Source organism: Exiguobacterium sp. EA-TM-5 (assembly GCF_053878415.1).
This window is the reverse complement of record NZ_CM132670.1, coordinates 1,110,347-1,135,777: the sequence shown is the minus strand read 5'-3', so window position 1 is coordinate 1,135,777 and position 25,431 is coordinate 1,110,347. Positions and strand designations below refer to the sequence as shown.

Here is a 25,431-nt window from a genome sequence, read left to right as displayed (position 1 = left end):
ACAGTTCCGTGTGTATTTTTTCTCTTCATTTTCAGTATATCATAAAAAAAGAGCCAGCCTCACTGAAGATACCTTCAATGAAACTGGTTCGTTATTACGCGTGTGAGGATTCTTGTAATTCTTCAAGCAACGCTTCGATGAAGTGTTGTGCATTTTGTGCAGCAATCGAACCGTCGTTTGTCGCTGTAACGACTTGACGAAGTGTTTTTTCACGAACGTCACCAGCAGCAAAGATCCCTTTGATGTTCGTTTCCATCGCTTCATTCGTCACGACATAACCTTGGTCGTTCAAGATACCGAGATCTTGGACGTAGCCTGTGATCGGGTTCATCCCGATGTAGATGAAGACACCATCGATTGGATGTGTTGTTACGTCAGCTGTTTTTGTATTGATTAGCTCAATACCGCCGACTTTTCCGTCTTGTTCGTTAATCTGTTTGACCGTATGGTTCCAGATGAAGTCGATTTTCGGGTTGTCGAACGCACGTTTTTGAAGAATCTTTTGAGCACGGAGCTCATCACGACGGTGAACAATCGTGACTTTTTTCGCGAATCGCGTCAAGTAGACGCCTTCTTCAACCGCTGAGTCGCCTCCACCGATGACGAAGAGTTCTTTTTCTTTAAAGAACGCACCATCACAAACGGCACAGTACGAGACACCACGACCGCCGAGCTCTTCTTCGCCCGGTACGCCGATCTTTTTATATTGTGCACCTGACGCAATGATGATTGCCCGTGCGTAGTAATCTTTATTGTGTGCATGAATTGTTTTGTATGCTTTACCATCTTCGATACTCCGAACGTCTCCGTACGCATATTCTGCGCCGAATGCTTTCGAGTGGTCGAACATTTTTTGTGAGAGATCTGGTCCGAGGATGCTATCGTATCCTGGGTAGTTCTCGATATCTTCTGTGTTCGCCATCTGACCGCCCGGAATCCCACGTTCGATCATCAATGTCGAAAGGTTCGCACGTGATGCGTAAAGTGCAGCTGTCATCCCAGCAGGACCTGCCCCGATGATGATGACGTCATAAATTTTTTGTTCTGTTTCCGCCATGATTCCACCCCATTTATCGTAATCGTTGTAGTTTGAGTATAGGTGAGAATCCCCTAAACGTCTAACACTTTGCTTGCAGCGGTGCCAGCATCCGTTCATGTGTCCGGATCATCGACGCGACGTGATCAAATGAACAATCGACGAGCGATGCACATTCTTCAATCAACATCCCGTCTCGTAAATCATGGAACAGATAAAGCAGTGATGCAGCCGAAGCTTCGATCGAATCGAACGACTCACCACTTAAAACGAGTTGCGCGAAGCGTTCGTAAAAATCACCTTCAAGACTCATCCGTTCTTCGTCTGAAACAAATCGTTCCGCAAGGCGAATCGTCTGTAATGCCCGGTGAATGCGTTCATCCACGACATCAGTCCGACCTTCCATCTCGACGATGATCTGTTCCGTCAACAAGAGGACGTCTTCACGGTCTGTCACTTCTGGCATCATCGACAACGCAAGCCGTGCTTCGGCATCGTTCAGTTTGCCAAGAAGAAGTGCCGTGAAGATGCGTGAGACATCATCTTCTGTCTTCAACGCTTGAATGAGTGCTGAACGAAACTGTAGGTTGTGGCGGATGTCATACGTATCCGTTTCTTCCTTTAACGCTTGTGCTTCGTCTGACTTCAAGAAAGCTGTTGCTTCTTCGACGTGTCCTGTTTTATAAGCAGAGATCGATAACCAGTGCCCAAAGAGTGGATCTCCTCGGTAACCGCGACGTTCGAGTAACTTCAACTCTTCATAGGCGATATCGTAACGACCGATGATCGCTAAAGTTGAGGCGACCTTATACCGTGTCTCCAGGTGCACGGAACGGACGTGTTCGAGCTGACGAGAGAGGCTGTGTGCCTCTTCGTCTTGTCCCATCTCGTGTAACAAGACGAGCGTGTTACAGAGGGCATGCAAATTGCCCGGGTTTCCTTCAAGGACCCGTTCGAGAGAAGCGAATGCTTGATCGTTCTCTCCTAAATAGAACTCAACGATCGCGAGGTTGTTGTAGGCAGGCCAGAACGTCGGGTACTGAGCAATCAGTCCCGTCAACGTTTCCTGTGCAGCGAACAGCATCCCTTTATCGATCTGGCGCTGTGCCTGACCGTGCAGACGAATCAATTCATCTTCTTCGTCATCTTCCATCTCTTGTTCGAGATCAATCAATTCCACGAGTGCGGCCGATGCCTCTGCGTGTTTGCCGTTTGGTGCCTGTTCTAAATATTCCATCGCATGGTGTCGCGCCTCTTCATAAAGTGAGACGTGTGCGTAGTTATTCGCTAAATAAAAGAGTGCTTCCGTATTTGATGCGTCGAGTGCACGAATCTGTTTCAAGACATCATTCGCATGATTGATTTCTCCTGTCTCGAATAAGACACGGGCATAACGGAGCAAATAGCGGATATCCGCTGGCTGAAGTGCCGTCGCCTCATCTAAGTGATAGACGGCTTCGTCCAGTCGCCCTTCCCGGTGCGCCTTCCGTCCGCGGAAATAAAAAAGTTCCGCTTGGCGCGCTGTTATCGCAAAGGGGTCTGCTTTGTATTTGGTTAATTCCATCATGATTCAAGCCCCCATAAATAGTAAACTGGTTTCGTAGTTGCAGACACAAGAATACCCTATCTCTAGAAGGCATGCAACAGAAAAAAACGCCGGAGTTCATCCCCAGCGTTTCGCATAAATCGATTCCAGTTCTTTGTAATTCTCTAAGCATTTTCGTACAAAAGCATCCGTCTCTGGATTCAGTCCTTCAAGACGTGCCACGTCCTTGTCATATGCCTGTCGTAAACTCGCCGCATATTCCGGAATCTCTCCATCATACGCATAAACGACTGCGGGCGAAACTGTGATCTTTTCGTGCTTATGCAAGGCAGTTCGGATATGAAAGAGTGGGACATCAACTTGGTTCGGTTGATGAAGATCGCCTTGAACAGGATGCTTTTCAACAGCCAACACCTCAACGACGAGACCTTGTGGACGTTCGGCGAATAATCTTCCGAAATACTTTCCTGTCTTATACGTAAAGCGGATATGCGTCATCTTTTTTTCCTTCTTCCTTCTCACAGTTTTGTCACATTTCGTGCCGACGAAGCGGCTGACTCGAGACGCGTTCGTTCGGTGCGATATCCCGGTGAACGACAGATCCGGCACCGACAACGGCACCATCTCCAATCGTTACGCCCGGTAGAATCGTCACGTTCGCACCGATCAAGACGTTGCTTCCAATGACGACATCGCCTAAGCGATACTCCGTCGTCAAATATTCATGACAGAGAATCGTCGTATTGAAGCCGATGATCGTATTGTCACCAATCGTGATCCGCTCCGGGAACATTGTATCTGGCATCACCATCAAGGCAAGTGCCGTCTTCTCCCCGATCTTCATCCGAAGGCAAGTCCGGTAGAGTGCATTCTTGAAACGGAGCGATGGTGTAAACCGACCAATCGTAACGATCGTAAAGCACCACATCACTTTAAAGAACGAGACGGTCCGGTACATGTGCCAGAGTGGATTCGTCGTTCCGACCTGAAAGCGATCAGTTCGCCGTGCCATTTTGTTCCTCCAGCCACGCAGCGAGATGATCCATCGAGTCGATGATGACGTCTGGCTCGAGTGCCTCTAAGTACGTGCGCCCTTTGATTGCCCAGCCGACTGCGACTGTCTTCAGTCCCGCGTTCTTACCACCGAGAATGTCCGTATCGTTGTCTCCAACCATGATCGTCTCGTCTGGTGTTGTCCCAAGCAACTGCATCGCTTTTTCGAAGGGTTCGACCGCTGGTTTTTCTTCTGTTACGTCGTCCGCTGCGATGACCGCGTCAAACAGTGACGTCAAACCGAATAACTCGATGCCGCGTAAAGCGACGCGACGGCTTTTCGACGTCACGACTGCCATCTTGTAGCCTGCTTCATGCAGACGTCGTAACCCGTCAAGAACGCCTGGATACTCAAGTACGAGCGCATCATGCATGGCGATGTTATAACTGCGGTAAAAAGCGACCATCTCTTTCCATTGTTCCGCGTTCATGGCTGAGAATGATTTTTCAAGTGTCGGACCGATGAACGGAAGCAATTCCGCTTCCGTGAACGTCCGGTCTGGGTAATAGTAACTGAGCGTATGTTCGAAACTTTTTAAAATCAATGGATTCGTATCGATCAACGTACCATCTAAGTCAAACAGAAGTGTGCGAATCATCGATTACTTCGCCTCCTTTTTTGAACCATCCAAGTAACGAACGGCGTTGCGACGAACGACGAACATGATCACACCAAAGATGATCAGACAAATCGAGACGATTTGTGCTGTCCGGAGTCCATCAGCCATCATCAGACTATCCGTCCGGAGTCCTTCAATGTAGTAGCGTCCAATCGAATACCAGACAAGATAACCAAGGAAGACATATCCACGACGTGGATTGAACTTCATCCGCCAAACGATCAACAGGATGACACCGATAATGTTCCAAATGCTTTCATAAAGGAACGTTGGTAAGTAGTACGTTCCATCAATATACATCTGATTAACGATCCAGTTTGGCAAGTGCAACGTATCTTGTAAGTACGACCACGTCGTCTCACCACCGTGCGCCTCTTGGTTGAAGAAGTTGCCCCAGCGTCCAACGGCTTGTCCGAATAAGAGTGACGGTGCCAAGATATCAGCAATTTGCCAGAACGAAATCTTTTTCTTACGTGTATAAATGATGACCGTCAAGATCGCACCGATGATCGCACCGTGAATCGCGATCCCGCCTTGACGGATATTGATGATCTGATCGAGATGCTGACTGTAGTAGTCCCACTCGAACGCGACGTAGTAAATACGTGCACAGATGATACTGATCGGAATCGACCAGATGACGACATCGACCGCATACTCTTCGTTGAAGCCAATTCGCTTCGATTCGAAGATCGCGATCAACAGTCCAACGACTGCACCGAGTGCGATGACGATGCCATACCAGTAAATCGGTACTGGACCAATCTCAATCGCCACGCGGTCAAACGTTGGTTGTACAGAGGCTAAAGTTCCCATCAAAGACCACCATTCCCATCTTCAATTGCTTGCGCGAGACGTCCCGCGAATTCTTCTGCTGTGTTGATGCCCATGTTTTTCAGACGATAGTTCATCGCTGCGACTTCGATGATGACAGCAAGGTTTCGTCCGGGGCGAACCGGAATCGTCAGGAACGGAATTTCCGTATCGATGATTTGGAGTGTCTCTTGATCGAGACCAACGCGGTCATAAACTTTCGACTGATCCCAAATCTCGAGGTTACAGACGAGGCTGATTTTCTTGTGCGAGCGAACAGCACCTGCACCAAACAACGTCATCACATCGATGATCCCAATTCCACGAATCTCAAGCAGATGTTGAATCAATTTCGGTGCGGTTCCGACTAGAATCCCGTCACCGGTTTGACGAATCTCGACCGAGTCATCCGCTACTAGGCGATGACCGCGTTTGACGAGTTCGAGTGCCGTTTCCGATTTACCAACACCACTTGCACCTTTAATGAAGACACCAACACCATAGATATCAACGAGGACACCATGCATTGCCGTCGTTGGCGCGAGTTCTGCTTCGAGGAAGTTCGTGATCTGTGACTCGACCGATGTCGTATGCCCTTTTGTTGTCAACAGTGGTACGTTCGTCTCGTCTGCGGCTTGGATGATTGCTTCCGGTACGTCAAATCCTCGTGTGATCAAAATACCAGGTGTTTCATCCGTACAGAGGACGTTCGCTCGTTCGCGTTGTTCCTCATACGTTAAATTATTGAAGAACGTCAATTCCGTTTTACCGAGAATTTGAAGACGTTCTGCCGGATAATAGGCATAATAACCGGCAAGCACAAGGCCAGGTCGGCACAAATCGGCCGTCAGAATCGGGCGATGTAAGCCCTCTTCTCCCGTGACGATGTGGAGATTGAATTGTTTTACGATTTCAGCTGTTCGCACTTTTGGTTGCACGCTTCATCAGCCCCTTTCACTTGAAGTATTGTACCATATTTTTATTCGATTTATGGAATTGGATTAGAAGCTTGATTTCTTGGGAATGGAATAAAGAGTTAATATTTTGAAGGAGGTTTTGCCATGATGTCAGCTGGCGGCATTTGGTTCGTTTTAATACTTATTTTATTTGGGATTCTCGCAATTGCTGGTTTCGTCTATCTCGTGATTTCGCTGATTGATATGTGGAAAGCCTACTCCCGGAATCAGGATCAAACAGCCCTTTTATTCTTCATCATTTCGATTATCGGGGTCTTCATCAGTGGGTCATTCATCTCCTACGTCCTTGCAATCATCTTCTATTGGAATCGTTCACGGGGAAAGAGCTGGCTCGGCCTCGGTCTGATCCTCGTCTCGATCGTGCTTGCCGTCATCGGCGTCATCGCCTTACTCTCATTCGGGTATGACATGAATAACATCGAAAACATGAACTTCGATGAACCGATGATGGATCAGGATTACAATTATTGATTCACGAAAACCCCCATCTTCTTCAAGGAGGATGGGGGTTTTATGTGTGTAGACGACGTCGCTCCGCTTGCGTGCCTCCTACAGGAGAAAGCGCAGTTATCCGCGCTGTCAGAGACAAACGAGACCCAGACAGAACGATGAAGCCGCGACAGTCTCGCCTAAGAAAAAGTACGCAAAGCGGATACAACGTCATAAGAAAAGCGCAACCTCTTTTTCAAGAAGTTACGCCGGTATGCTTATAACGCTTGTGGACTGAGGTGAACGCCGTGCGTGACAGAAATCGTACCTGTCTTCGTATCGGCTTCGACCTCGATTTTTGGTGAACGACCGCGACCTGATACGAAATGAAGCTTCCGGTTGACGATCTCTTTTTGATCCCGGATCAATTCCATGTCGTCGAGGTTACAGTTGAGACCACCGAAGTTCGTCTCAAGTTCTCCGTAGACTTCAGCGCCATGCGGCAACATCAAGGCGATGCTTCCGGCAAGCGATGAAGCTTTGACTTTCGCGTTTTGCGCCGTCTTCAGTTCGCAACGAACGTTTCCGTTCGCTGTTTTCAGTTCCGAGCGTTCGAAGACACCCGTCGTGATGATCTGACCGTTGGCTGTCTTCGCCTTCAAGACCTTCAACTCTGACTCTTCGATTTCGATTGAGCCGTTTGCTGTTGATACTTTGACATCTTCACTGAAGAGGTCACGGACATTGACTCGACCGTTCGCTGTCATCAGTTGAGCGGACGTCGTATCGAGTGACGATAACGAAATCTCACCGTTCAACGTCTGTAAGACGAATGATTCGTAATGGCGGCGTGGAACTTTCAGATGGACCGTCGCACGGACACTCTTATCCTTTAGACGGATGGATAGTGTGTTTGCTGAAACCGCATGTTGGACGGCTGCCTGAAGTTGCTCAAGCGCTTGTTCTTCCGTCACCTGTTGGCGGCGGAGCGGACGCCCCGTCACCGTCAACTCGCATTCTTCAAGATCACTCGGTTCAACGACCAAGTTCGCATTGAACAGATCGACGTGGACCGTCTCTCCGCTGAATGGGAATTGTTTGACGTAGGTAACGTTCGGACCTGACGCCTGATTGAGTGAAAGATCACTGTCCTTGATCCGGCTGACGAGATTATCGAATGCTGACATGACTTTCGTCGTCAGCGAATCGACGGAATACTGGTCGACCCGATCATACTGTTCTGGTTCATCGACGTACTTATGTTCACTTGCAGAAGTAGCACGTTCGTCGATTGATTCGAGTCGCTCAAGTTTATCAAGTGCCTCATCAATCGTTAACTTTCCTTCTTTGACTTGCTCCAATATCAATTGACGCATATCTTGCTTCATGAACCGTTCCCTCCTATTCTTGAACCTCAAACGTGTGTTACATGATACTTTCGTTTAAGTTCCCTTAGTTCCTTCCTACGAATCCTCATCCACAAAAGTTTCACGATTCAATTCGTGCCGCATCCCGTTCAAGGACCGGAGCGAGATAATGTCCCGTATACGATGCTTTAACTTCAGCGATCTGTTCCGGTGTACCGGCAGCTACGATCGTTCCGCCGCCGTCGCCCCCTTCTGGTCCAAGATCAATCAAGTAGTCGGCCGTCTTAATGACGTCTAAATTGTGTTCGATAACGAGTACCGTATCTCCATTGTCGACGAGACGTTGCAAGACTTTCAGAAGACGCGCAATATCGTGGACGTGCAGCCCTGTCGTTGGCTCATCGAGAATATAAATTGTCTTCCCGGTCGAACGCTTATGCAACTCAGACGCCAGCTTGACGCGCTGTGCTTCCCCACCGGACAATTCCGTCGCGGGTTGACCGAGACGCATATACGTGAGTCCAACGTCAGCAATCGTCTGTAGTTTCCGCGTGATTTTCGGAATGTTCTCGAAGAAAGCGAGTGCATCTTCGACTGTCATTTCAAGGACATCGGCAATCGTTTTGCCTTTATATTTCACTTCAAGTGTTTCGCGGTTATAACGTTTCCCGTGACAGACTTCACACGGAACATAGACATCCGGTAAGAAGTGCATCTCGATCTTAATGATTCCATCGCCACGACACGCTTCACAGCGTCCACCCTTGATGTTGAAACTGAAGCGTCCTTTTTTGTACCCACGAAGTTTTGCTTCGTTCGTTGAAGCAAAGACGTCACGAATATCATCAAAGACACCAGTATACGTTGCTGGGTTCGAACGTGGTGTCCGACCAATTGGCGATTGATCGATATCGATGACCTTGTCGATTTGGTCGAGACCGGTGATGCCTTTATGGGCACCCGGCTTTTCCTTCGCCCGGTTCATCTCGTGGGCGATCGTCTTATAGAGAATCTCATTGATCAATGTTGATTTCCCGGATCCCGACACACCCGTAACGGCAACGAATAAACCAAGCGGAATGTCGACATCAACGTTCTTCAGGTTGTTTTCCGACGCTTTGTGGATGTGGAGCATCCGACCGTCTGACTCTTTGCGTGTCGATGGGACAGGGATGAACTTCTTCCCAGACAAGTATTGACCGGTCAGCGAGTTCGCATCCTTCATCAGTTCTTCTGGTTTCCCGGCTGCCGTGACGAAACCACCGTGATCGCCAGCACCTGGTCCGATATCAATCAAATAGTCAGCTGCCATCATCGTATCTTCATCATGCTCGACGACGATCAATGTGTTCCCGAGGTCACGCATCGCTTTTAGCGTATTGATCAAGCGATCATTATCGCGTTGATGTAAACCAATCGATGGTTCATCGAGGACGTAAAGGACACCCGTCAAACGCGAACCAATTTGTGTTGCAAGACGAATCCGTTGCGCTTCCCCACCAGACAACGTACCAGCTGCACGAGAGATCGTCAGGTAATCGAGACCGACGTTCTCGAGGAACGACGCGCGTTCGTGAATCTCACGGACGATCATTTTTGAAATCGTCTTGTCTTTCTCACTTAATTTCTCTGGTAGTTCGTCAAAGAACATGACCGCTTGTTTAACGGACATCTTTGTCACTTCACCGATGTGGTGATCGGATACTTTGACGGCAAGTGATTCCCGTTTTAAACGATGTCCTTTACATGTCGGACATGCCTTCTTCGCCATATAGCCTTCCATCTGTTCACGGATGTAATCAGATGACGTCTCCTTGAAACGACGTTGTAAATTATTGAGGACACCTTCGAAGTAGAGATCCGTATTCCGGACCATTCCGAAATCATTTTCATAACGGAAATGGATTTCTTCTTTGGTGTTTCCATTCAAGAGTGTTTCGCGATGCTCTTCTGACAACTGTTCGAACGGTGTATCCATATCAATCTTAAAGTGGTCGCAGACCGCTTTAAGCAATTGTGGATAATACTGCGAACTTGTCGGTTCCCACGCCACGATTGCCCCTTCGTTCAATGACTTATCTGGATGCGGCACAACGAGATCGACATCGACCTCAAGTTTCGTCCCCAGTCCATCACATGACGTACAAGCACCAAACGGCGAGTTGAACGAGAACATCCGTGGCTCGAGTTCACCAATCGAGAAGCCACAAATCGGACAAGCATGGTGTTCACTGAATAAGAGTTCGTTTCCATCCATCGTATCGACGATGACACGACCGTCAGCGAGACGAAGCGCTGTTTCAAGCGAATCGGCGAGGCGGGCTTCGACGTCTGGTCGAACAACGACACGGTCGACGACGACTTCAATCGAATGTTTCTTATTTTTCTCAAGCGTGATTTCTTCCGCGAGATCAAGTGTCTCTCCGTTGACGCGGACACGGACGAAACCTTCTTTCTTAAGATCGTCGAGGACTTTAACGTGCGTTCCTTTTCGTCCGGAGACGATCGGCGCGAGGATTTGCAGACGCGTCCGTTCTGGTTGTTCCATTACTTGGTCGACCATCTGACTGATTGTCTGACTCGAAATCTCGATTCCGTGATTCGGACAGATCGGTTTCCCGATCCGTGCGTACAATAGTCGAAGATAATCATAGATTTCCGTCACGGTTCCGACCGTTGATCGTGGGTTTTTACTCGTCGTTTTCTGGTCGATCGAGATCGCTGGACTTAATCCTTCAATCGTGTCGACATCTGGCTTATCCATCTGTCCGAGGAACTGACGGGCATAAGCCGATAAACTTTCGACATAACGACGCTGTCCTTCAGCGTAAATCGTATCAAAGGCAAGCGACGATTTCCCTGACCCGGACAGACCCGTCAAGACGACGAGTTGGTCACGGGGAATTTCGACATCGATGTTTTGTAGATTATTGACGCGAGCGCCTTTGATGATAATCTGATTCTTCTTTTCTCCCAACTTAGGCACCTGCTTTCAATTCTAATATGAGGTCGCGGAGCTCGGCAGCTCGTTCGAACTGCATGTCCTTCGCCGCTTGACGCATCTCTTGGTCGAGCTGTTCGAGTAACGTTTCGCGCTCCGGTTTTTTGAGTTTGTTAAACTTCTCGAGTTTTTCGACGGTATCGTCGCTCTCGATCGTCGTACTAATGACACCACGGACATCTTTTTTGATCGTCTGCGGCGTAATGCCATGCTCTTCGTTAAATGCCATCTGAATCGCGCGACGACGTTCTGTCTCATCGATTGCTCGTTGCATTGAATCAGTGACTTTATCAGCAAACAAGATGACATGACCTTCTGAGTTTCGTGCTGCCCGACCAATCGTCTGGATTAGTGAACGGTCTGACCGGAGGAAACCTTCTTTATCGGCATCAAGAATCGTTACGAGCGAAACTTCCGGAATATCAAGTCCTTCTCGAAGTAAGTTGATCCCGACGAGGACGTCGTACTTCCCGAGTCGTAAGTCACGAATGATTTCAATTCGTTCGAGTGTCTTGATCTCCGAGTGCATGTAGTTGACCTTGACCCCGTGTTCCTTCAAATAATCGGTCAAGTCTTCCGACATTTTCTTCGTCAATGTCGTAACGAGGACACGCTCGTTCTTCGCCACGCGATCGCGGATGTTGTCCATCAAATAATCGATTTGTCCGGTAATCGGATGAATCTCAATCGTCGGATCAACAAGACCCGTCGGACGGATGATTTGCTCAACCATCTCTTTTGAATGTTCGAGTTCATACGGTCCCGGTGTCGCCGAGATATAGATTGCCTGACTGACTTTTTCTTCGAACTCCTCGAACCGTAGCGGACGGTTGTCTTTTGCTGAAGGCAGACGGAAACCGTGATCGACAAGGACTTGTTTCCGCGCTTGGTCGCCATTGTACATCCCGCGAATTTGCGGCAGTGTCACGTGTGACTCGTCAGCAACGAGTAAGAAGTCTTTCGGGAAGTAATCGATCAACGTATACGGTGTTGCCCCTTCCGGCATCAAGTTCAAATGACGCGAGTAGTTCTCGATTCCTGAGCAATAGCCCATCTCACGCATCATCTCGAGGTCATAGTTCGTCCGTTGCTCGAGCCGTTGTGCTTCAAGTAATTGATTGTCTTCACGTAACTTCGCAAGCTGCACTTCAAGTTCCTTCTCGATGTTCGCGATTGCCTTCTGCAAACGGGTATCCCCCGTCACGAAGTGGGACGCCGGGAAGATTGAAATATGCTCACGGTCCGCGATGATTTCACCTGTTAACGGATCCATATCACGAATCCGCTCAATCTCGTCACCGAAGAATTCGATTCGTACACACTGCTCATCACGCGACGCCGGGAAGATCTCAACGACGTCTCCTCGGACGCGGAACCGTCCGCGCTGGAAGTCGATATCGTTTCGCTCATATTGAATGTCGATCAAGCGACGGAGCATCTCATTACGCCCCATCTCATTACCGACACGAAGTGACAAGACGTGGTTGTTGTATTCTTCCGGGTTACCGAGACCATAGATACACGAGACAGAGGCAACGATCAAGACGTCCTCCCGTTCGAACAAGGCGGACGTCGCCGAGTGACGCAACTTGTCAATTTCATCATTGATTGAGGAATCCTTCTCGATGAACGTATCGGTCGACGGGACATATGCTTCCGGTTGGTAATAATCATAAAAACTAACAAAGTACTCGACCGCGTTGTTCGGGAAAAATTCCTTGAACTCCGAGTAGAGTTGTCCCGCTAGTGTTTTGTTGTGGGCAAGGACAAGCGTCGGTTTCTTGATTTCCTTGATGACGTTCGACACTGTGAACGTCTTCCCTGTACCGGTCGCCCCAAGCAACGTCTGATGTCGTTCGCCTTGTTTTAGCCCAGTCACCAATTTTTCGATTGCCGTCGGCTGATCACCGCCTGGCTCAAATGGTGAAACGAGTTCAAAATCCATCGTTTGCTTCCCCCTCATCACGTAAAAAATCTATTTTTATTGTACCACTTTACGAACAAACATTCGATTATGAAGTGCTCCTTTTAGGAAGTTACCCTTTTTTTCGAAAATGCAAAAGTTTCTTTTTGCTTCGAGTGTTGCACATCGATTTTTCGTTTACAAAAAAATCCCTATCACGGATGTTCCGTGACAGGGATGTACTCTTTAATGTAAGGACCGAACCTTCGTCCGACCATGGGCCGGCTCGTTCACGAACAGGATACCGAGTTCATGATGATCTTGTTCATAGAAGGCACGTTGCGCAAAACGGATGTCCCCGTTATGGTTCATGACTTCAAGACGCAGATACGGTTTGTGTTTTTGAATGGCTTCATAGAACGACGCTTCCGAGTCGACCTTTTCACCGTTGACTTTATAAATCGCTTCCCCCGGAATCAAGCCCATCTCGGCAGCCGGTTTATCGGGAAGTGTCCCGAGAATCACCGCACCACGCGTTCCATTAAGGAAGAGCGGTGTTTGTGCCCGGTTCAAACGTTTGACCCGTTGATGCAACAGAATATGCAGGACGAGCAACAAAATGATGCCGTACAGCCATTCAGCTTGTCCGGTGACGTATGCAAGAACCGTCAACAAGATTGCAACGAGACTCGTGATCAAACGTCCTTGGACGAGTGGACGCATCAACTCCTTCGGTAACTTACCGGTAAAGAGGAAGCTGAAGCCAATCGGTAACCACACAATGATTGGAACGAGTCCCGGGAAACTGTAACGTGGCCACCATGTCTCGAGTACGTCGCCCGGAACGAAGACGAGCAGTGGCAAGAGCCAAAGCTTATTTGCTGACAAGCCACCGATGAAGCGACCACGCTTCGAGACGACGAGTGACGGGGACAGGCGGCGTTGCCCACGCCACCAGACGAGGACAACTTCAGCGATGAGTGTTACCGTCGCAAGTAATAAAATCATCTTCGGATCGACTGCGCGAACTGAATCGAGACGCGAATCCATCACGAACCAGCCGGCAAGTCCAAGTAAGACGATTGGCCAAAGCGGTACGTTTAAGCGAACGATGCCGATTAACAATAGCACGCTTGAAAGTCCAAGTAACATCAGAGCGTATTGTGGTGTCACCGTTAATCCAAGCCATCCGCTGACGACGGATAAGATAAGACCAACGAGTAGCCCCGGTAAAAGTGTTTCGAGAACATCGCTTCGTTTTCCGTGTGTCCGGGAGCGGAACAGACCACGCTCCCGTTTGACACGCCGGATGCCGATGACCCAACTGACAAGGAGTGCTAACCACAAGGTCGGACTGGCGATGAGACTAATCGCGGTCCAACCAATTTCATCGAGTAATTCCACGCGCATTCAGACCTCTTTCCATTCCTTATTATTGAGCAGCGACCTCGAGTGCTTTTTTCCGCTGAACGTCATTCTTGTCATCCTCGAGTTTCTTCAGGAGACGTGTCTCCATCTCACCCGCCGTCTGCTGATCGATTTTTCCTGTGACATCAAGCTTCGCATCCTTTTGCAAGGCTTCAACGGCTTTCTTCATCGTGTCACCGAAATAGCCGTCCTGTCCTTTTGGCTCGTAACCGATTGCTTCAAGGACCAGGTGAGCGTTTTCGACCGATTTTCCATAATCACCGACTGCGAGTGACTTTTTGTCAGTCAAAATCTTCGTGACGTTAAAGTAAGCCGGTTGCTTGACTTCAATCGTCGGCTTGACCCCTTTTTTGTGGATCCAGTTGCCGTCCGGTGTTAGCCATTTGTTCGTCGTCAACTTCAAGTCGCTACCGTCCTTCAGGTCATAGGCACTTTGGACAATTCCTTTACCAAACGATTTTGTACCGACGACCTCAGCCCCAGCACCTTCTTTCAGACCAGCTGCTAAAATCTCAGACGCCGATGCCGATCCGCCGTCTTCGAGCACGACGATGTTATAAGGTTTCTTCTCGTCTGCCTTCCCGAATTCCTGCTGACGCTCTCCCTTATTGTTCTCTACTTGATAAATCGGAACATCCGTCGGGATGAACGGTGCAATCATTTTCGAGACAGCCGTTAGTAGACCACCTGGGTTCCCTCGGACGTCGATGACGAGTCCATCAATATTCTGACTCTCGAGTTTCGCAAGACCCTTCTCAAACTCTTCTGCTGTCGGTTCCGAGAACTGTGTCACTTGCAAGACACCGATCTTCTTCCCGTTGACGTCTTCCGTCGACGTATAGACCGTCTCAATCGGAATCGTATCCCGTTTGATCGTGATATCCATCGCGTCTTGACCACTGCGCTGAATCGTCAGGACGACGTTCGTCCCTTTTTCACCACGAATTTTTTTGACCGCTTGATCCGTCTTTTGACCTTTTGTCGACTTACCATCAATTTCTAAGATGACGTCGCCCGGTTTGATGCCCGCTTTTTCAGCGGGTGAGCCTTTGATTGGTGAGACGATGACGATCGACTCACCTTTTTGTTCAAGCGTTGCCCCAATCCCTTCAAACGAAGACGACAGATTCGTATTGAACGATGCCGTCTCTGACTCATCCATGTAGACCGAGTACGGGTCGTCGAGCACTTCCGCCATCCCGGATAACGCACCATCCAGCAGTTCTTTATCCGTCACGTCCTCTAGATAGTTCTGTTCGATCATTTGACGCACCTGATCGATTTTTTTCCAATCCCCCGTTGCATTCGAAGAAGACGATGATGTCGAGACGGAATCCGTTCCGCCTGCCGCCAACATCCCGACAGCACCTGCCCCTAAACCAAGCCCGAAGGTACTGACCGCGATGACTGCTGTTGTAGATTTTTTCACGCTTGATTCCCCACTTCCGTTAAAAAACGCATTATTTTTTTCAGTATAGCAAAAAAAGATAGGTTACCCTATCTTTTCGGTATTCTATGGGATGTTAAAAGATGTACGGTGCTGGGTCGACTGCATTCGGTTGACCGGCAGCCCACTCTCCTTTATGCAATTCGAAGTGCAGGTGAGGACCTGTCGACCAACCGGTGGAGCCAAGCGTCCCGACGGTTTGACCCGGCATGACCGTTTGACCCGTTTTTACATCGATTGACTCCAGATGCGCGTAAACGGTCGTGTAGACCTTGCCGTCAATCAAGTGTGTCACCATGACGACGTTGCCATACCCTGTCGCACTACCGGCACGGAGGACGATGCCACCGGCTGCGGCATGAATCGCTGTCCCTTTCGCATTGACGAGGTCAATCCCTTTATGGATTTCAGGTTTTCCGGTCAATGGATTGTTCCGTGGACCGAACGGTGATGAAACATATCCTTGCACTGGTAAATGAAACGGACGGCTCGACTCGACGTCTGTCGGTGTATTAGTTTTATCGGGTGTTTCGACTTTCGGAACGGATGGTTCTGCTTTTGGAACTTCCGTCTCCTGTTGTTTCGCTTCAGCAGCACGTGCGGCTTCTGCTTGTCGCTTAGCTTCCGCTACTCGCTTCGCTTCTGCTTGACGTGCTGCCTCGATTGCCCGGCGCTTTGCCTTTTCTTTTGCTTTTCGTTCTGCTTCTTTTAAAGCAGCCAATTCATTTTGAATCAATTGTCGCTGATCAGCGAGGATTTCTGACTCTTCGGCTTTTGAGAACTGCTCTTGTTGCAACGCTTTTACTTTCGTATTCAACTGCACGACCAGCTTCCGCTTCAAATCTGATTCCGCAATGATTTGCGTCTGAAGGACAAGTAGTTTCCGTTGCTCTCGTTTTAGACTCTCGAGCAACAGGGCTTGATCCGACCTTTGTTCATTCAGCTGAGTGACGTTCGTTTTATAAGCTTGTAGAACATCATCATCTTGTTTGATGATCTCACTGACCGTGCTAAAGCGCGAAATCAAATCACCGAAATCCTTTGCGTCGAGCAAGACTTCGATATAGGTGACGTCCCCTTTTTGCTGGACGGCACGTAAGCGACTGCCAAGTAGATCTTCTTGCTGATGCAGTTCTTTCAGCGTCTCGGAGATTGCTTCTTCCGTTAGACGCAATTGTTCCTTAGATGCAGCAACAGCCGCTTGTTGATCGGCTATCTTACGCGCTAAATCATCCAAACGGCTGTTGACTTCATCCAGTTGCGCACGGGCTTCCTTGCGCTGCTGTTTCGTCAAGATCAACTTCTCTGATGTCTGATTCTGCGATCTTTCCGTCTCTTTTAGACGGCTTTCGACCTCCTGTTGTTCCTTCAACAAATCTTCTTTCGACGTGGCATGAACGGACACGCTAGTTCCAATCAAAGCTAGGCTCAGGACGACAGAATAGAATCGGACTTTCATGAGAAGCATCTCTCCTCTATTTTATTTTTGAGTGAATCAATTAAATCTTCAAGAAACGACCAAGTGATGTTGTCGATCCCCAGACACCGATGAATGCACCGAGACCGAGTAAGATTGAGACGACCTCTAGTGATAATTGACCTGGCGGAATCAGTGAGAAGATTCCTTCGTTAATCGTTAACAGCTGAGGCTGAATCGCATTATACGAGGCTTCGTAACCAAAGTAGACAACGACAATCGGGATGATGGCACCTAATATACCCATCAACAACCCTTCAACGAAGAACGGTGCACGAATAAATCCGTTTTTCGCTCCAACGAGACGCATGATCTCGATTTCCCGGCGACGGGAGAAGATCGTGACTTTAATCGTATTCGAAATGAGGAACATCGCCATGAACGTCAAGCCGACAATCAGGATAATTCCACCGATCCGAACTCCTTCAAGGAAGTTAAACATCTTTTTAACATAGTCCTTACCATATTCGACACTATATATATTTTCCATTTTATTGATGGAATTTGCAAGTGTTTCTGTCTCTTTTGGTGAGGTAGCTTTGACGATGTATCGGTCGTGAAGCGGGTTATCTTTTTCAACGGACCGGTACGCTTGTGAACCTTCGCCAAGTTGCTCCTTGAAGCGGTCCAGTTCTTCTTCTTTCGAACTATAACGAACAGAGGCGACTCCCGGTAATTGCTTCAGTGAATCGCCGACTGAATCAATTTTTGCCTGATCGGCTTCCCGTTCGACGAACACTTGGATTTCGACGTCTTTTTCGACGTTATCAGAAATCTTATTGACGTTGAACATAAGCATTGCGAATATTCCTACGAGAAGTAGTGTAACGGTAACGGCACTGACAGAAGCGAATGTCATCCAGCCGTTCCGGACGAGACCTTTTGCCCCTTCCCGTAAATGACGGAATCCATTAAACTTCATAGCCGTACATTCCTTTCTCTTCGTCTCGGACGATTTTTCCACCATCAATCGCTAAGACACGATGACGCATCTTGTTAACGATATCCCGGTTGTGTGTCGCCATTACGACCGTTGTCCCACGGCGATAAATTTCTTCGAACACTTCCATGATCTCCCATGCTGTATCCGGATCTAAGTTCCCAGTCGGCTCATCCGCGATGACGAGTGACGGGCGGTTGACGATGGCTCTCGCGATCGAGATCCGTTGTTGTTCGCCCCCAGATAGTTCATCCGGATAGTTCCGTTCCTTATGCTTAAGCTTCACGAGATCGAGTACCTCAAGCACTTTTTGGCGGATTTGTGATTTGTCTTCTCCTACGACTTCTAGTGCGAAGGCGACATTTTCATAAACCGTCAATGACGGCAATAATTTAAAATCTTGGAAGATGACGCCGATTTGGCGACGGAGTTCTGGAATCTGACGGTTCTTCAGTTTCCCGACTTCAATTCCTTTAAATAAAAATGAACCGCTCGTTGGTTTCTCTTCGCGGTACATCATTTTCATGAATGTTGACTTACCCGCACCCGACGGACCGACGATATAGACGAATTCGCCTTGATCAATCGTCAAATCGACCTCACGCAGTGCCGTGACGCCGTTCGGATAAATCTTACTGATTCGTTGCATCTTGATCACGTACTTCACATCCTTACTGGTTTACTGATGCTGAATCGATAGGTCTAAAAACCTACCGAACACCATTATAACAGGGACAAAATTGAACGCACATTACAATCAAATGTCATTTCAGGCGATTATACCATAAAAAAGAGGCACGGATGACGAACACATGTCGTGTCTGTCATCTCGTACCCCATCATATCCCATAATCATTTTTTAGCGGCGAGCCAGTCGGCAACAGCCACGATTTCTTTATCATCTTTCAGGATTCCAGCAGGCATTTGCCCTTTCCCGTTTTTGATGATTTTCTGAATTTCTTCTGAAGAATATTTCGAGCCGACCTTCGTTAGGTTCGGACCGACGTTCCCTTCAAGGTTGTTCCCGTGACACGAAGCACAGTTGTTCGCAAAGATTTTTTCCGCGTCGACTGCTGATTCTGTCTTCGACGAATCATCTTTCATCGTAGATTCTTCTTTTGTCCCTGACGACGAGTCGTCTGAACTTGAATCGTCACTACCGCCACATGCTGCGAGCGCGAGCGTCGTCCCTAGACCTAATGCTAGTAATAAGTTTTTCAGCTTCATCCGGATTTCCCCCTCTTATAAGTATCTACATAAACACTTCTGACCTAGTTAAAGTATAACCGTTATCTAGAGGAGTTAAGCCTAATTTCACAAAAACTTCACGTTTTAAGAACAATTACGGCACATTGCGATAGCGTTTATCGTCTGTAAAGCCGAGTCCAAGGACCTCATGGGCTTCACTGACGACGAGGAACGCCGACGGATCGATGTGTTTGACGATCTCTTTGAGCGTCGTGATTTCCCCTTGACGAACGACAACCATTAGCATTGGTTTGCGCGTCCGCGTGAATGCGCCTGCTGCTTCGATCTCGGTCGCGCCACGATCGAGCGTCTCAAAGATCTCCTTCACTAACGCTTCCCGTTGATCGGAGATGATATAGGCAAGCTTGTCGTTTGTGATCCCGAGCTGGACGACGTCAATCATCTTGATCGTGATAAATAAAGCAACAAGAGCATACAAGCCGATCTCAAGCGAGAAAATCGTCGCCGCACTGATGACGATCGTTCCGTCAAGCAAAGCAATACACAGATGGAGCGGCAACTTCGTGAAACGATGCAGGATTTGCGCGATCAAATCCATCCCACCGGTCGAAGCGCGACCACGGAAGATCAGACCCAGTCCGATTCCGACACCGGCACCGCCGAAAATCGCAGCAAGCATCGGATTCGTCGTCGCAGCCGGAACGTCGAACCGTTCATACACGAGGATGACGACCGGTAAGAAGATCGAACCGACGAGTGATTTGACACCAAAGCCCATCCCGAGGATCATCCAGCCGATTGCCAGCAAAACAACGTTTGCGACGAGCTGGAATAACCCGGGTGAGATGCCAAACAGATCGTTTAAGACGATCGATAACCCACTGACGCCTCCTGAGGCGAGTTGATTTGGTGCTAAAAATAAACTAAAGGCACTTGCGACGAACAAGGACCCGATTAACAAATACGCATAATCGCGCACGACTTCCTGACGTGTCGATGTCATGACATTCCATTTCCCCTTATCGATTGATTCTCGTGTTTCATTTTAGCGGAAAAGTCAGACAACGACTAGATAGGCGGAACAACTCACAGTGTTCCCTTTATACCGCACTAAAGGGTGGACTGTAGCGGACGATTCCGCTGACACCACGCAAAGCGTTCCGTTCGAGCGCAAGAACTAGGAATACTTCCGGCGGGACAGGGAACGATGGCTCAATGCCGTAGTCGACCGCCCGTTCAAAACCGAACTGCGGATAATAGCTGTCATGCCCGAGGACGACGATGTGTGCTTCACCGGCGTCCCGCGCATCTTCAATCACTTGCCGGATTAACTCGGAACCAATCCCTTTTCGTTGCCAGACCGGCAACACGCCAACTGGTGCTAAGGCAAGCGACGGGATGTCATCGATATGGATTCGGCTCAATAGAACATGACCGACGATTTCTCCTTTATCGGTCACCGCGACCCGACCAAAGACCGGTCGAGCGGCTTCGTCCTCACGTAAGGCATCGACGAGATTCGCTTCGTTCGGTTGCTCGAACGCCGCTTCATGGACGAGCCGGATTCCCGCTGCATCCTTGAAGCCTTCTTTCCGGATGATCATCAGACATTTCTCCCTTCGAATGGTTTGGTTGCAAGTATCGTGAACTCTTTCGGAATGTTCTCACCGTTCCAGCCGCGATGCTCGTCGAACTGTTGCAATGTGAATCGCGTCTTGATGACGCCGTTTAGAATTTCACTTAGTGTAAAATAGCGGACAGACACATCTGGAAAATCACCTTGTTCATGATCCGTAAAGTGCCGTTTGTACGCCAAGTCATCAGCTTGCACAGCTTGATCGAAGTAACGCGGTCGATACGTCAGATCCGCATTAATCCAGCGTCCGACCGGATGAAAATCACTGAGGATCAGCTGACCACCGGACTTTAACATCGTAAAGAGAATCTGTAAGAAACGCTCTAGATCAGCAAAGTAATGTAAGATGCCGCCTTCTAAGTAGAGGATATCAAACGTATCGCTGTATCGCTCAAGGTCGATTTCATAAACATCCCCGACAATGTACTCGATTTTCGTCTCAGCGTGGTCCGCTAGTTCAAGTGCGTACGTAGCATTCTCCTCTGAGATATCGAACACCGTGACGTCTGCCCCGAGTAACGCCAACGGAACGGCTTTTCGTCCATTTGAACCGCAGATGTTCGCAATCGTCTTCCCCGCGACGTCTTCGAAATAATGCCGGTGTTTCTTCAGCATTGCTGCGGGATTTACTTTGATGATGGCAGCATATTCTGCCGGTGTTCCGTCACGTTTCTCCCAAAACTCATATGCTCGGTACTCCCAAGCTTGTTTGTTGATTCGACTTTGCTCCTTCATCTCTTCTCCCCCTGACGGTCAAAAAACCAGTCGAACATCGTCCGACTGGTTAGTTATCTTACATATTCATGAGACGGAGGTACGCATCGATGAAGCCCATGATGTCGCCATCCATTGCCCCTTGTGTGTTCCCGACTTCATAGTTCGTCCGGTGATCCTTGACCATGCTGTATGGGTGGAAGACGTACGAACGGATTTGGCTACCCCACGCGATATCCGACTTTTCACCACGGATTTCGTCGAGTTTCTTTTGTTGCTCTTCGATTTCACGTTGATAGAGTTTCGCTTTCAACATCTTCATCGCCGCTTCACGGTTTTTGATCTGCGAACGTTCTTGTTGACATGAGACGACGACACCTGTTGGAACGTGTGTGATCCGGACAGCCGAGTCCGTCGTATTGATGTGCTGACCACCCGCACCAGAGGCACGGTACGTATCGATCCGTAAGTCTTCCGTACGGACTTCGATATCGATGTCATCGTTGAATTCTGGCATGACGTCACACGAGACGAACGATGTATGACGACGACCTGATGAGTCAAACGGTGAGATCCGGACTAAACGATGGATCCCTTTTTCGGCTTTTAAGTATCCATAGGCATTGTGCCCTTGAATACGAAGCGTGACCGATTTGACACCGGCTTCATCACCTGGTTGATAATCCATCGTTTCGACTTTCCAGCCCTGCTTGTCGCAGAAACGTTGGTACATCCGGAGCAACATCGATGCCCAGTCTTGCGACTCGGTCCCACCCGCACCTGGGTGTAACTCGAGGATCGCGTTGTTCGCGTCATATTCTCCGTTTAAGAGGATTTGAAGTTCGAAGTCTTCGAACTTCTTCTTGAGGTCGCCGAGTTCTGACTCGAGCTCTTCTTGAAGATCCGCATCCGGCTCTTCCTTGATCAATTCGTACGTCAAAGCGACGTTCTCGTGACCTGCTTCAAGTTCCTTGTATTTGTCGACCATCGCTTTTAAGCCGTTCGACTCATCGATGACTTTTTGTGCTGATTCCTGGTTGTTCCAGAAGTCTGGGTACGTCATCTCGTTTTCAAGTTCTTCGATCCGAGCAATCTTCGATTCGAGGTCAAGTGATGCCTTATATTCGTCGAGTTTCTTTTCCATCCACTCGGCGGTGTTGCGAATTTCTGCTAATTCCATGTGTTCCACCTTCTCTTTCCGTGAAAAGAGGCAGGAATCTCCTGCCTCTCTTTCAGTCGATTCATCACTTATGCCTGACGGCCGTGACAGTTCTTATATTTCTTACCGGATCCACACCAGCACGGATCGTTTCGTCCGATTTGGTCGTTTGGATTTTTCCGGACTGGTTTTTTCTTGACTGCTTTGTCTTCCTTACCGGAAACCGCGACTTCGTCTTGGACGACTTTTTCGCGTTTGAGGTTCGGATCGAGATCCGCACGAAGGACAAATTGCGTCACTTCTTCTGCGATCGCAGCGTTCATCGCATCAAACATCATCGAACCTTCCGATTGGTATTCACGGAGCGGATCGTTTTGACCGTACGCCCGGAGGTGAATCCCTTCACGGAGTTGATCCATCTGATCGATGTGGTTCATCCAGTGTTGGTCAACAGCACGAAGGACGATGACTTTTTCGAACTCATCGAATGCTTCGGCCGGCACTTCTGACCGTTTGTGCTCGTAGTGTGCGAATGTACGCTCTTTGAGCAACTCGATGATTTCTTCGCGTTCTTTTCCGAAGAGGTCGCTTTCCGTGATCTTCTCTTCGATCGCAAGCGTTTGGTTTGCCCACTCTGCAAGCGCACCGATGCTCCACTCTTCCGGTACGAACTCGACCGGCGTATATTGATGGACGCCCGCTTCGATCGTTGATTCGATCATCGGACGGACGATATCTGACACTGAACCGGCATCAAGAATCGCTGCCCGGTCAGCATACATGACTTTCCGTTGGTCTGCCATGACGTTATCGTATCCGAGAACTTGTTTCCGTGCATCAAAGTTATTTCCTTCGACCCGTTTTTGAGCAGATTCAACAGCACGAGACACCATCCGGCTCTCGATCGGTTGCGAATCATCCATCCCGAGACGGTCCATCATTGACTGCAAGGAGTCTGAACCAAAACGACGCATCAATTCATCTTCCAGTGATAGATAGAATTGTGATGCCCCTGGGTCTCCTTGACGACCAGCACGACCACGGAGCTGGTTATCGATCCGGCGTGATTCGTGACGCTCTGTCCCGAGAATGAAGAGACCACCTTTATCTAAGACACCTTCACCAAGCTTGATGTCGGTACCACGACCGGCCATGTTCGTTGCGATCGTAACCGAGTTCGCTTGACCGGCGTTCTCGATGATTTCTGCTTCACGCGCATGGTTCTTCGCGTTCAAGACTTCGTGACGGATGCCACGTTTCTTAAGGATGTTACTGAGTAACTCAGACGTCTCAACGGCAACCGTACCAACGAGAACGGGTTGTCCTTCGCGGTGGGCACGTTCGATTTCGTCCGCAACGGCAGCGAACTTCCCGTTCATCGTCTTGAAGATCAAGTCTGGCATATCATTTCGGACGACCGGTTTGTTCGTCGGAACCGGTACGACGTGCATGTTGTAGATATTACGGAACTCTTCTTCCTCCGTCTTCGCTGTACCGGTCATCCCAGCAAGCTTCGTGTACATCCGGAAGAAGTTTTGATACGTGATCGTCGCAAGGGTCATCGATTCGCGTTGAATCTCGACGCCTTCCTTCGCTTCGATCGCTTGGTGTAAGCCTTCTGAGTAACGACGACCTTCCATGACACGACCTGTGAACTGGTCGATGATCATGACTTCGTCTTCGCGGACCATATAGTCGACGTCGCGGTGCATGACGGCGTTCGCCCGAAGTGCAAGACTCAAGTGATGGTTAAGTGAGACGTGATCGAGACCAAACAAGTTATCGATACCGAAGTATTTCTCAGCACGGTCGATCCCTTGCTCTGTCAACAAGACACTCTTCGTTTTGATGTCGACCGTGTAGTCTTCATCTGCCTTCATGATTTTCGCGAACGTATCCGCTTGCGAATAGAGTGCTGTCGATTTTTCAGCCGACCCTGAGATGATGAGCGGAGTCCGTGCTTCATCGACGAGGATCGAGTCGACTTCATCGACGACGGCGTAACTAAGCGGCCGTTGAACACGGTCTTCTTTATAAAGGACCATGTTGTCACGCAAGTAGTCAAAACCGAACTCGTTGTTTGTTCCGTACGTGATGTCACAGCTGTAGGCTGCTTGTTTTTCTTGACGCGACATGCTTGAGAGGTTCAAGCCGACCGATAGACCAAGTGCCGCGTAAAGAGGCTCCATAATGTCACGGTCACGTTTTGCGAGATATTCGTTGACGGTAACGACGTGAACGCCGTTGCCAGCGAGGGCATTCAAATATACAGGGAGAGTCGCGACGAGTGTCTTACCTTCCCCGGTCTTCATTTCGGCGATGTCACCGTTGTGCAGGACATATCCACCGATCAACTGAACGCGGTAGTGGCGCATGCCGAGAACACGTGTCGACACTTCGCGACAGACAGCGAAAGCTTCCGGTAAAATATCATCTAAGTCTTCTCCGTTAGCGAGACGCTCACGGAATTCAACGACTTTTCCTTCGAGTTCTTGATCCGATAACGCACCGATTTGTGTCTCGAATGCTTCCACAGCATCTGCTGCTTTTTCGGCTTTCTTCAGGACACGTTTCGTTGGTGCAAATAATTCTTTAAGAAAATTAGCCATGCCTTACAGTCCCCTTACTTCGAACGATTCTTTGAACGAACAGAATTCCGAGATTTTTCCTTTATTC

22 protein-coding genes are annotated in these 25,431 nt (G+C 48.8%); 1 reads left to right on the top strand and 21 read right to left on the bottom strand.

The window, feature by feature from the left end; all coding sequences use genetic code 11:
- Positions 1 to 94: 94 nt before the first annotated feature.
- From trxB to hprK, 7 genes are all read right to left on the bottom strand, one after another.
- The gene (trxB, locus tag ACV3PA_RS05825; RefSeq protein ID WP_023469225.1) at positions 95 to 1,057 is read right to left on the bottom strand and encodes a thioredoxin-disulfide reductase; all 963 of its coding nucleotides are present in this window, start codon (positions 1,055 to 1,057) and stop codon (positions 95 to 97) included.
- 61 nt (positions 1,058 to 1,118) lie between these two features.
- The gene (locus ACV3PA_RS05820) at positions 1,119 to 2,603 is read right to left on the bottom strand and encodes a tetratricopeptide repeat protein (RefSeq protein WP_053454173.1); all 1,485 of its coding nucleotides are present in this window, start codon (positions 2,601 to 2,603) and stop codon (positions 1,119 to 1,121) included.
- Between the two features lie 96 nt (positions 2,604 to 2,699).
- Complete coding sequence (gene kapB / locus ACV3PA_RS05815) at positions 2,700 to 3,080, bottom strand: sporulation phosphorelay system protein KapB (protein ID WP_053454174.1); 381 nt, start codon at positions 3,078 to 3,080, stop codon at positions 2,700 to 2,702.
- Positions 3,081 to 3,111: 31 nt separating this feature from the next.
- Entirely contained in the window at positions 3,112 to 3,594 is a 483-nt protein-coding gene (locus ACV3PA_RS05810; RefSeq protein WP_053454175.1) for an acyltransferase, read from the bottom strand.
- A complete protein-coding gene (gene ppaX, locus ACV3PA_RS05805; RefSeq protein WP_053454176.1) occupies positions 3,578 to 4,234 on the bottom strand; it encodes a pyrophosphatase PpaX in 657 nt (218 codons plus the stop codon). The genes ACV3PA_RS05810 and ppaX overlap by 17 nt, the downstream gene beginning before the upstream one ends.
- A gap of 3 nt (positions 4,235 to 4,237) precedes the next feature.
- On the bottom strand, positions 4,238 to 5,071 hold the full coding sequence (gene lgt, locus ACV3PA_RS05800) for a prolipoprotein diacylglyceryl transferase (protein ID WP_053454177.1): 834 nt from the start codon (positions 5,069 to 5,071) through the stop codon (positions 4,238 to 4,240).
- Positions 5,071 to 6,006, bottom strand: a complete 936-nt coding sequence (hprK, locus tag ACV3PA_RS05795) for an HPr(Ser) kinase/phosphatase (RefSeq protein WP_023469231.1) — start codon at positions 6,004 to 6,006, stop codon at positions 5,071 to 5,073. The genes lgt and hprK overlap by 1 nt, the downstream gene beginning before the upstream one ends.
- Positions 6,007 to 6,129: 123 nt before the next feature.
- On the opposite strand from hprK, the gene ACV3PA_RS05790 reads away from it, so the two are divergent.
- Positions 6,130 to 6,516 carry a hypothetical protein gene (locus tag ACV3PA_RS05790; protein ID WP_053454178.1) on the top strand — a complete coding sequence of 129 codons (387 nt, stop codon included), beginning with the start codon at positions 6,130 to 6,132 and terminating at the stop codon, positions 6,514 to 6,516.
- 236 nt (positions 6,517 to 6,752) lie between these two features.
- Here the strand turns inward: ACV3PA_RS05790 and ACV3PA_RS05785 are convergent, their stop codons facing one another.
- The 14 genes from ACV3PA_RS05785 to secA form a co-directional block, all read right to left on the bottom strand.
- The gene (locus tag ACV3PA_RS05785) at positions 6,753 to 7,862 is read right to left on the bottom strand and encodes a DUF4097 family beta strand repeat-containing protein (protein WP_053454179.1); all 1,110 of its coding nucleotides are present in this window, start codon (positions 7,860 to 7,862) and stop codon (positions 6,753 to 6,755) included.
- A gap of 100 nt (positions 7,863 to 7,962) precedes the next feature.
- On the bottom strand, positions 7,963 to 10,818 hold the full coding sequence (gene uvrA, locus ACV3PA_RS05780) for an excinuclease ABC subunit UvrA (RefSeq protein ID WP_053454180.1): 2,856 nt from the start codon (positions 10,816 to 10,818) through the stop codon (positions 7,963 to 7,965).
- Position 10,819: 1 nt separating this feature from the next.
- Entirely contained in the window at positions 10,820 to 12,787 is a 1,968-nt protein-coding gene (gene uvrB / locus ACV3PA_RS05775) for an excinuclease ABC subunit UvrB (RefSeq protein WP_053454181.1), read from the bottom strand.
- Between the two features lie 204 nt (positions 12,788 to 12,991).
- The gene (locus ACV3PA_RS05770) at positions 12,992 to 14,155 is read right to left on the bottom strand and encodes a PDZ domain-containing protein (protein ID WP_053454182.1); all 1,164 of its coding nucleotides are present in this window, start codon (positions 14,153 to 14,155) and stop codon (positions 12,992 to 12,994) included.
- 22 nt (positions 14,156 to 14,177) lie between these two features.
- Positions 14,178 to 15,602 (bottom strand): S41 family peptidase, encoded by a 1,425-nt coding sequence (locus ACV3PA_RS05765; RefSeq protein WP_456125819.1) that lies wholly within the window; start codon positions 15,600 to 15,602, stop codon positions 14,178 to 14,180.
- 94 nt (positions 15,603 to 15,696) lie between these two features.
- Entirely contained in the window at positions 15,697 to 17,079 is a 1,383-nt protein-coding gene (locus ACV3PA_RS05760) for a murein hydrolase activator EnvC family protein (RefSeq protein ID WP_053454184.1), read from the bottom strand.
- A gap of 40 nt (positions 17,080 to 17,119) precedes the next feature.
- Positions 17,120 to 18,019 carry a permease-like cell division protein FtsX gene (ftsX, locus tag ACV3PA_RS05755; RefSeq protein ID WP_456125818.1) on the bottom strand — a complete coding sequence of 300 codons (900 nt, stop codon included), beginning with the start codon at positions 18,017 to 18,019 and terminating at the stop codon, positions 17,120 to 17,122.
- Positions 18,009 to 18,695 carry a cell division ATP-binding protein FtsE gene (ftsE, locus tag ACV3PA_RS05750; RefSeq protein ID WP_023469240.1) on the bottom strand — a complete coding sequence of 229 codons (687 nt, stop codon included), beginning with the start codon at positions 18,693 to 18,695 and terminating at the stop codon, positions 18,009 to 18,011. The genes ftsX and ftsE overlap by 11 nt, the downstream gene beginning before the upstream one ends.
- A 194-nt stretch (positions 18,696 to 18,889) precedes the next feature.
- Entirely contained in the window at positions 18,890 to 19,264 is a 375-nt protein-coding gene (gene cccB, locus ACV3PA_RS05745; RefSeq protein ID WP_200904902.1) for a cytochrome c551, read from the bottom strand.
- 115 nt (positions 19,265 to 19,379) lie between these two features.
- Positions 19,380 to 20,249: a YitT family protein gene (locus tag ACV3PA_RS05740; RefSeq protein ID WP_053454186.1), complete on the bottom strand. Its 870-nt coding sequence runs from the start codon at positions 20,247 to 20,249 to the stop codon at positions 19,380 to 19,382.
- Between the two features lie 97 nt (positions 20,250 to 20,346).
- The gene (locus ACV3PA_RS05735) at positions 20,347 to 20,850 is read right to left on the bottom strand and encodes a GNAT family N-acetyltransferase (protein ID WP_456125817.1); all 504 of its coding nucleotides are present in this window, start codon (positions 20,848 to 20,850) and stop codon (positions 20,347 to 20,349) included.
- Positions 20,850 to 21,617, bottom strand: a complete 768-nt coding sequence (locus ACV3PA_RS05730) for a class I SAM-dependent methyltransferase (protein WP_053454188.1) — start codon at positions 21,615 to 21,617, stop codon at positions 20,850 to 20,852. The genes ACV3PA_RS05735 and ACV3PA_RS05730 overlap by 1 nt, the downstream gene beginning before the upstream one ends.
- A gap of 58 nt (positions 21,618 to 21,675) precedes the next feature.
- Positions 21,676 to 22,776 (bottom strand): peptide chain release factor 2, encoded by a 1,101-nt coding sequence (prfB, locus tag ACV3PA_RS05725; RefSeq protein WP_023469245.1) that lies wholly within the window; start codon positions 22,774 to 22,776, stop codon positions 21,676 to 21,678.
- A 68-nt stretch (positions 22,777 to 22,844) separates the two neighbouring features.
- Positions 22,845 to 25,364 (bottom strand): preprotein translocase subunit SecA, encoded by a 2,520-nt coding sequence (gene secA / locus ACV3PA_RS05720; protein ID WP_053454189.1) that lies wholly within the window; start codon positions 25,362 to 25,364, stop codon positions 22,845 to 22,847.
- Positions 25,365 to 25,431 lie beyond the last annotated feature (67 nt).

Coding starts and splice junctions, on each gene's coding strand:
- ACV3PA_RS05730 (WP_053454188.1), bottom strand. CDS start 21,617: ATGAAGGAGCAAAGTCGAATCAACAAACAAGCTTGGGAGTACCGAGCA.
- prfB (WP_023469245.1), bottom strand. CDS start 22,776: ATGGAATTAGCAGAAATTCGCAACACCGCCGAGTGGATGGAAAAGAAA.
- ppaX (WP_053454176.1), bottom strand. CDS start 4,234: ATGATTCGCACACTTCTGTTTGACTTAGATGGTACGTTGATCGATACG.
- ACV3PA_RS05820 (WP_053454173.1), bottom strand. CDS start 2,603: ATGATGGAATTAACCAAATACAAAGCAGACCCCTTTGCGATAACAGCG.
- ACV3PA_RS05735 (WP_456125817.1), bottom strand. CDS start 20,850: ATGATCATCCGGAAAGAAGGCTTCAAGGATGCAGCGGGAATCCGGCTC.
- ACV3PA_RS05785 (WP_053454179.1), bottom strand. CDS start 7,862: ATGAAGCAAGATATGCGTCAATTGATATTGGAGCAAGTCAAAGAAGGA.
- lgt (WP_053454177.1), bottom strand. CDS start 5,071: ATGGGAACTTTAGCCTCTGTACAACCAACGTTTGACCGCGTGGCGATT.
- kapB (WP_053454174.1), bottom strand. CDS start 3,080: ATGACGCATATCCGCTTTACGTATAAGACAGGAAAGTATTTCGGAAGA.
- ACV3PA_RS05740 (WP_053454186.1), bottom strand. CDS start 20,249: ATGACATCGACACGTCAGGAAGTCGTGCGCGATTATGCGTATTTGTTA.
- secA (WP_053454189.1), bottom strand. CDS start 25,364: ATGGCTAATTTTCTTAAAGAATTATTTGCACCAACGAAACGTGTCCTG.
- trxB (WP_023469225.1), bottom strand. CDS start 1,057: ATGGCGGAAACAGAACAAAAAATTTATGACGTCATCATCATCGGGGCA.
- ACV3PA_RS05760 (WP_053454184.1), bottom strand. CDS start 17,079: ATGAAAGTCCGATTCTATTCTGTCGTCCTGAGCCTAGCTTTGATTGGA.
- uvrB (WP_053454181.1), bottom strand. CDS start 12,787: ATGGATTTTGAACTCGTTTCACCATTTGAGCCAGGCGGTGATCAGCCG.
- ACV3PA_RS05810 (WP_053454175.1), bottom strand. CDS start 3,594: ATGGCACGGCGAACTGATCGCTTTCAGGTCGGAACGACGAATCCACTC.
- ACV3PA_RS05790 (WP_053454178.1), top strand. CDS start 6,130: ATGATGTCAGCTGGCGGCATTTGGTTCGTTTTAATACTTATTTTATTT.
- ACV3PA_RS05770 (WP_053454182.1), bottom strand. CDS start 14,155: ATGCGCGTGGAATTACTCGATGAAATTGGTTGGACCGCGATTAGTCTC.
- cccB (WP_200904902.1), bottom strand. CDS start 19,264: ATGAAGCTGAAAAACTTATTACTAGCATTAGGTCTAGGGACGACGCTC.
- ftsX (WP_456125818.1), bottom strand. CDS start 18,019: ATGAAGTTTAATGGATTCCGTCATTTACGGGAAGGGGCAAAAGGTCTC.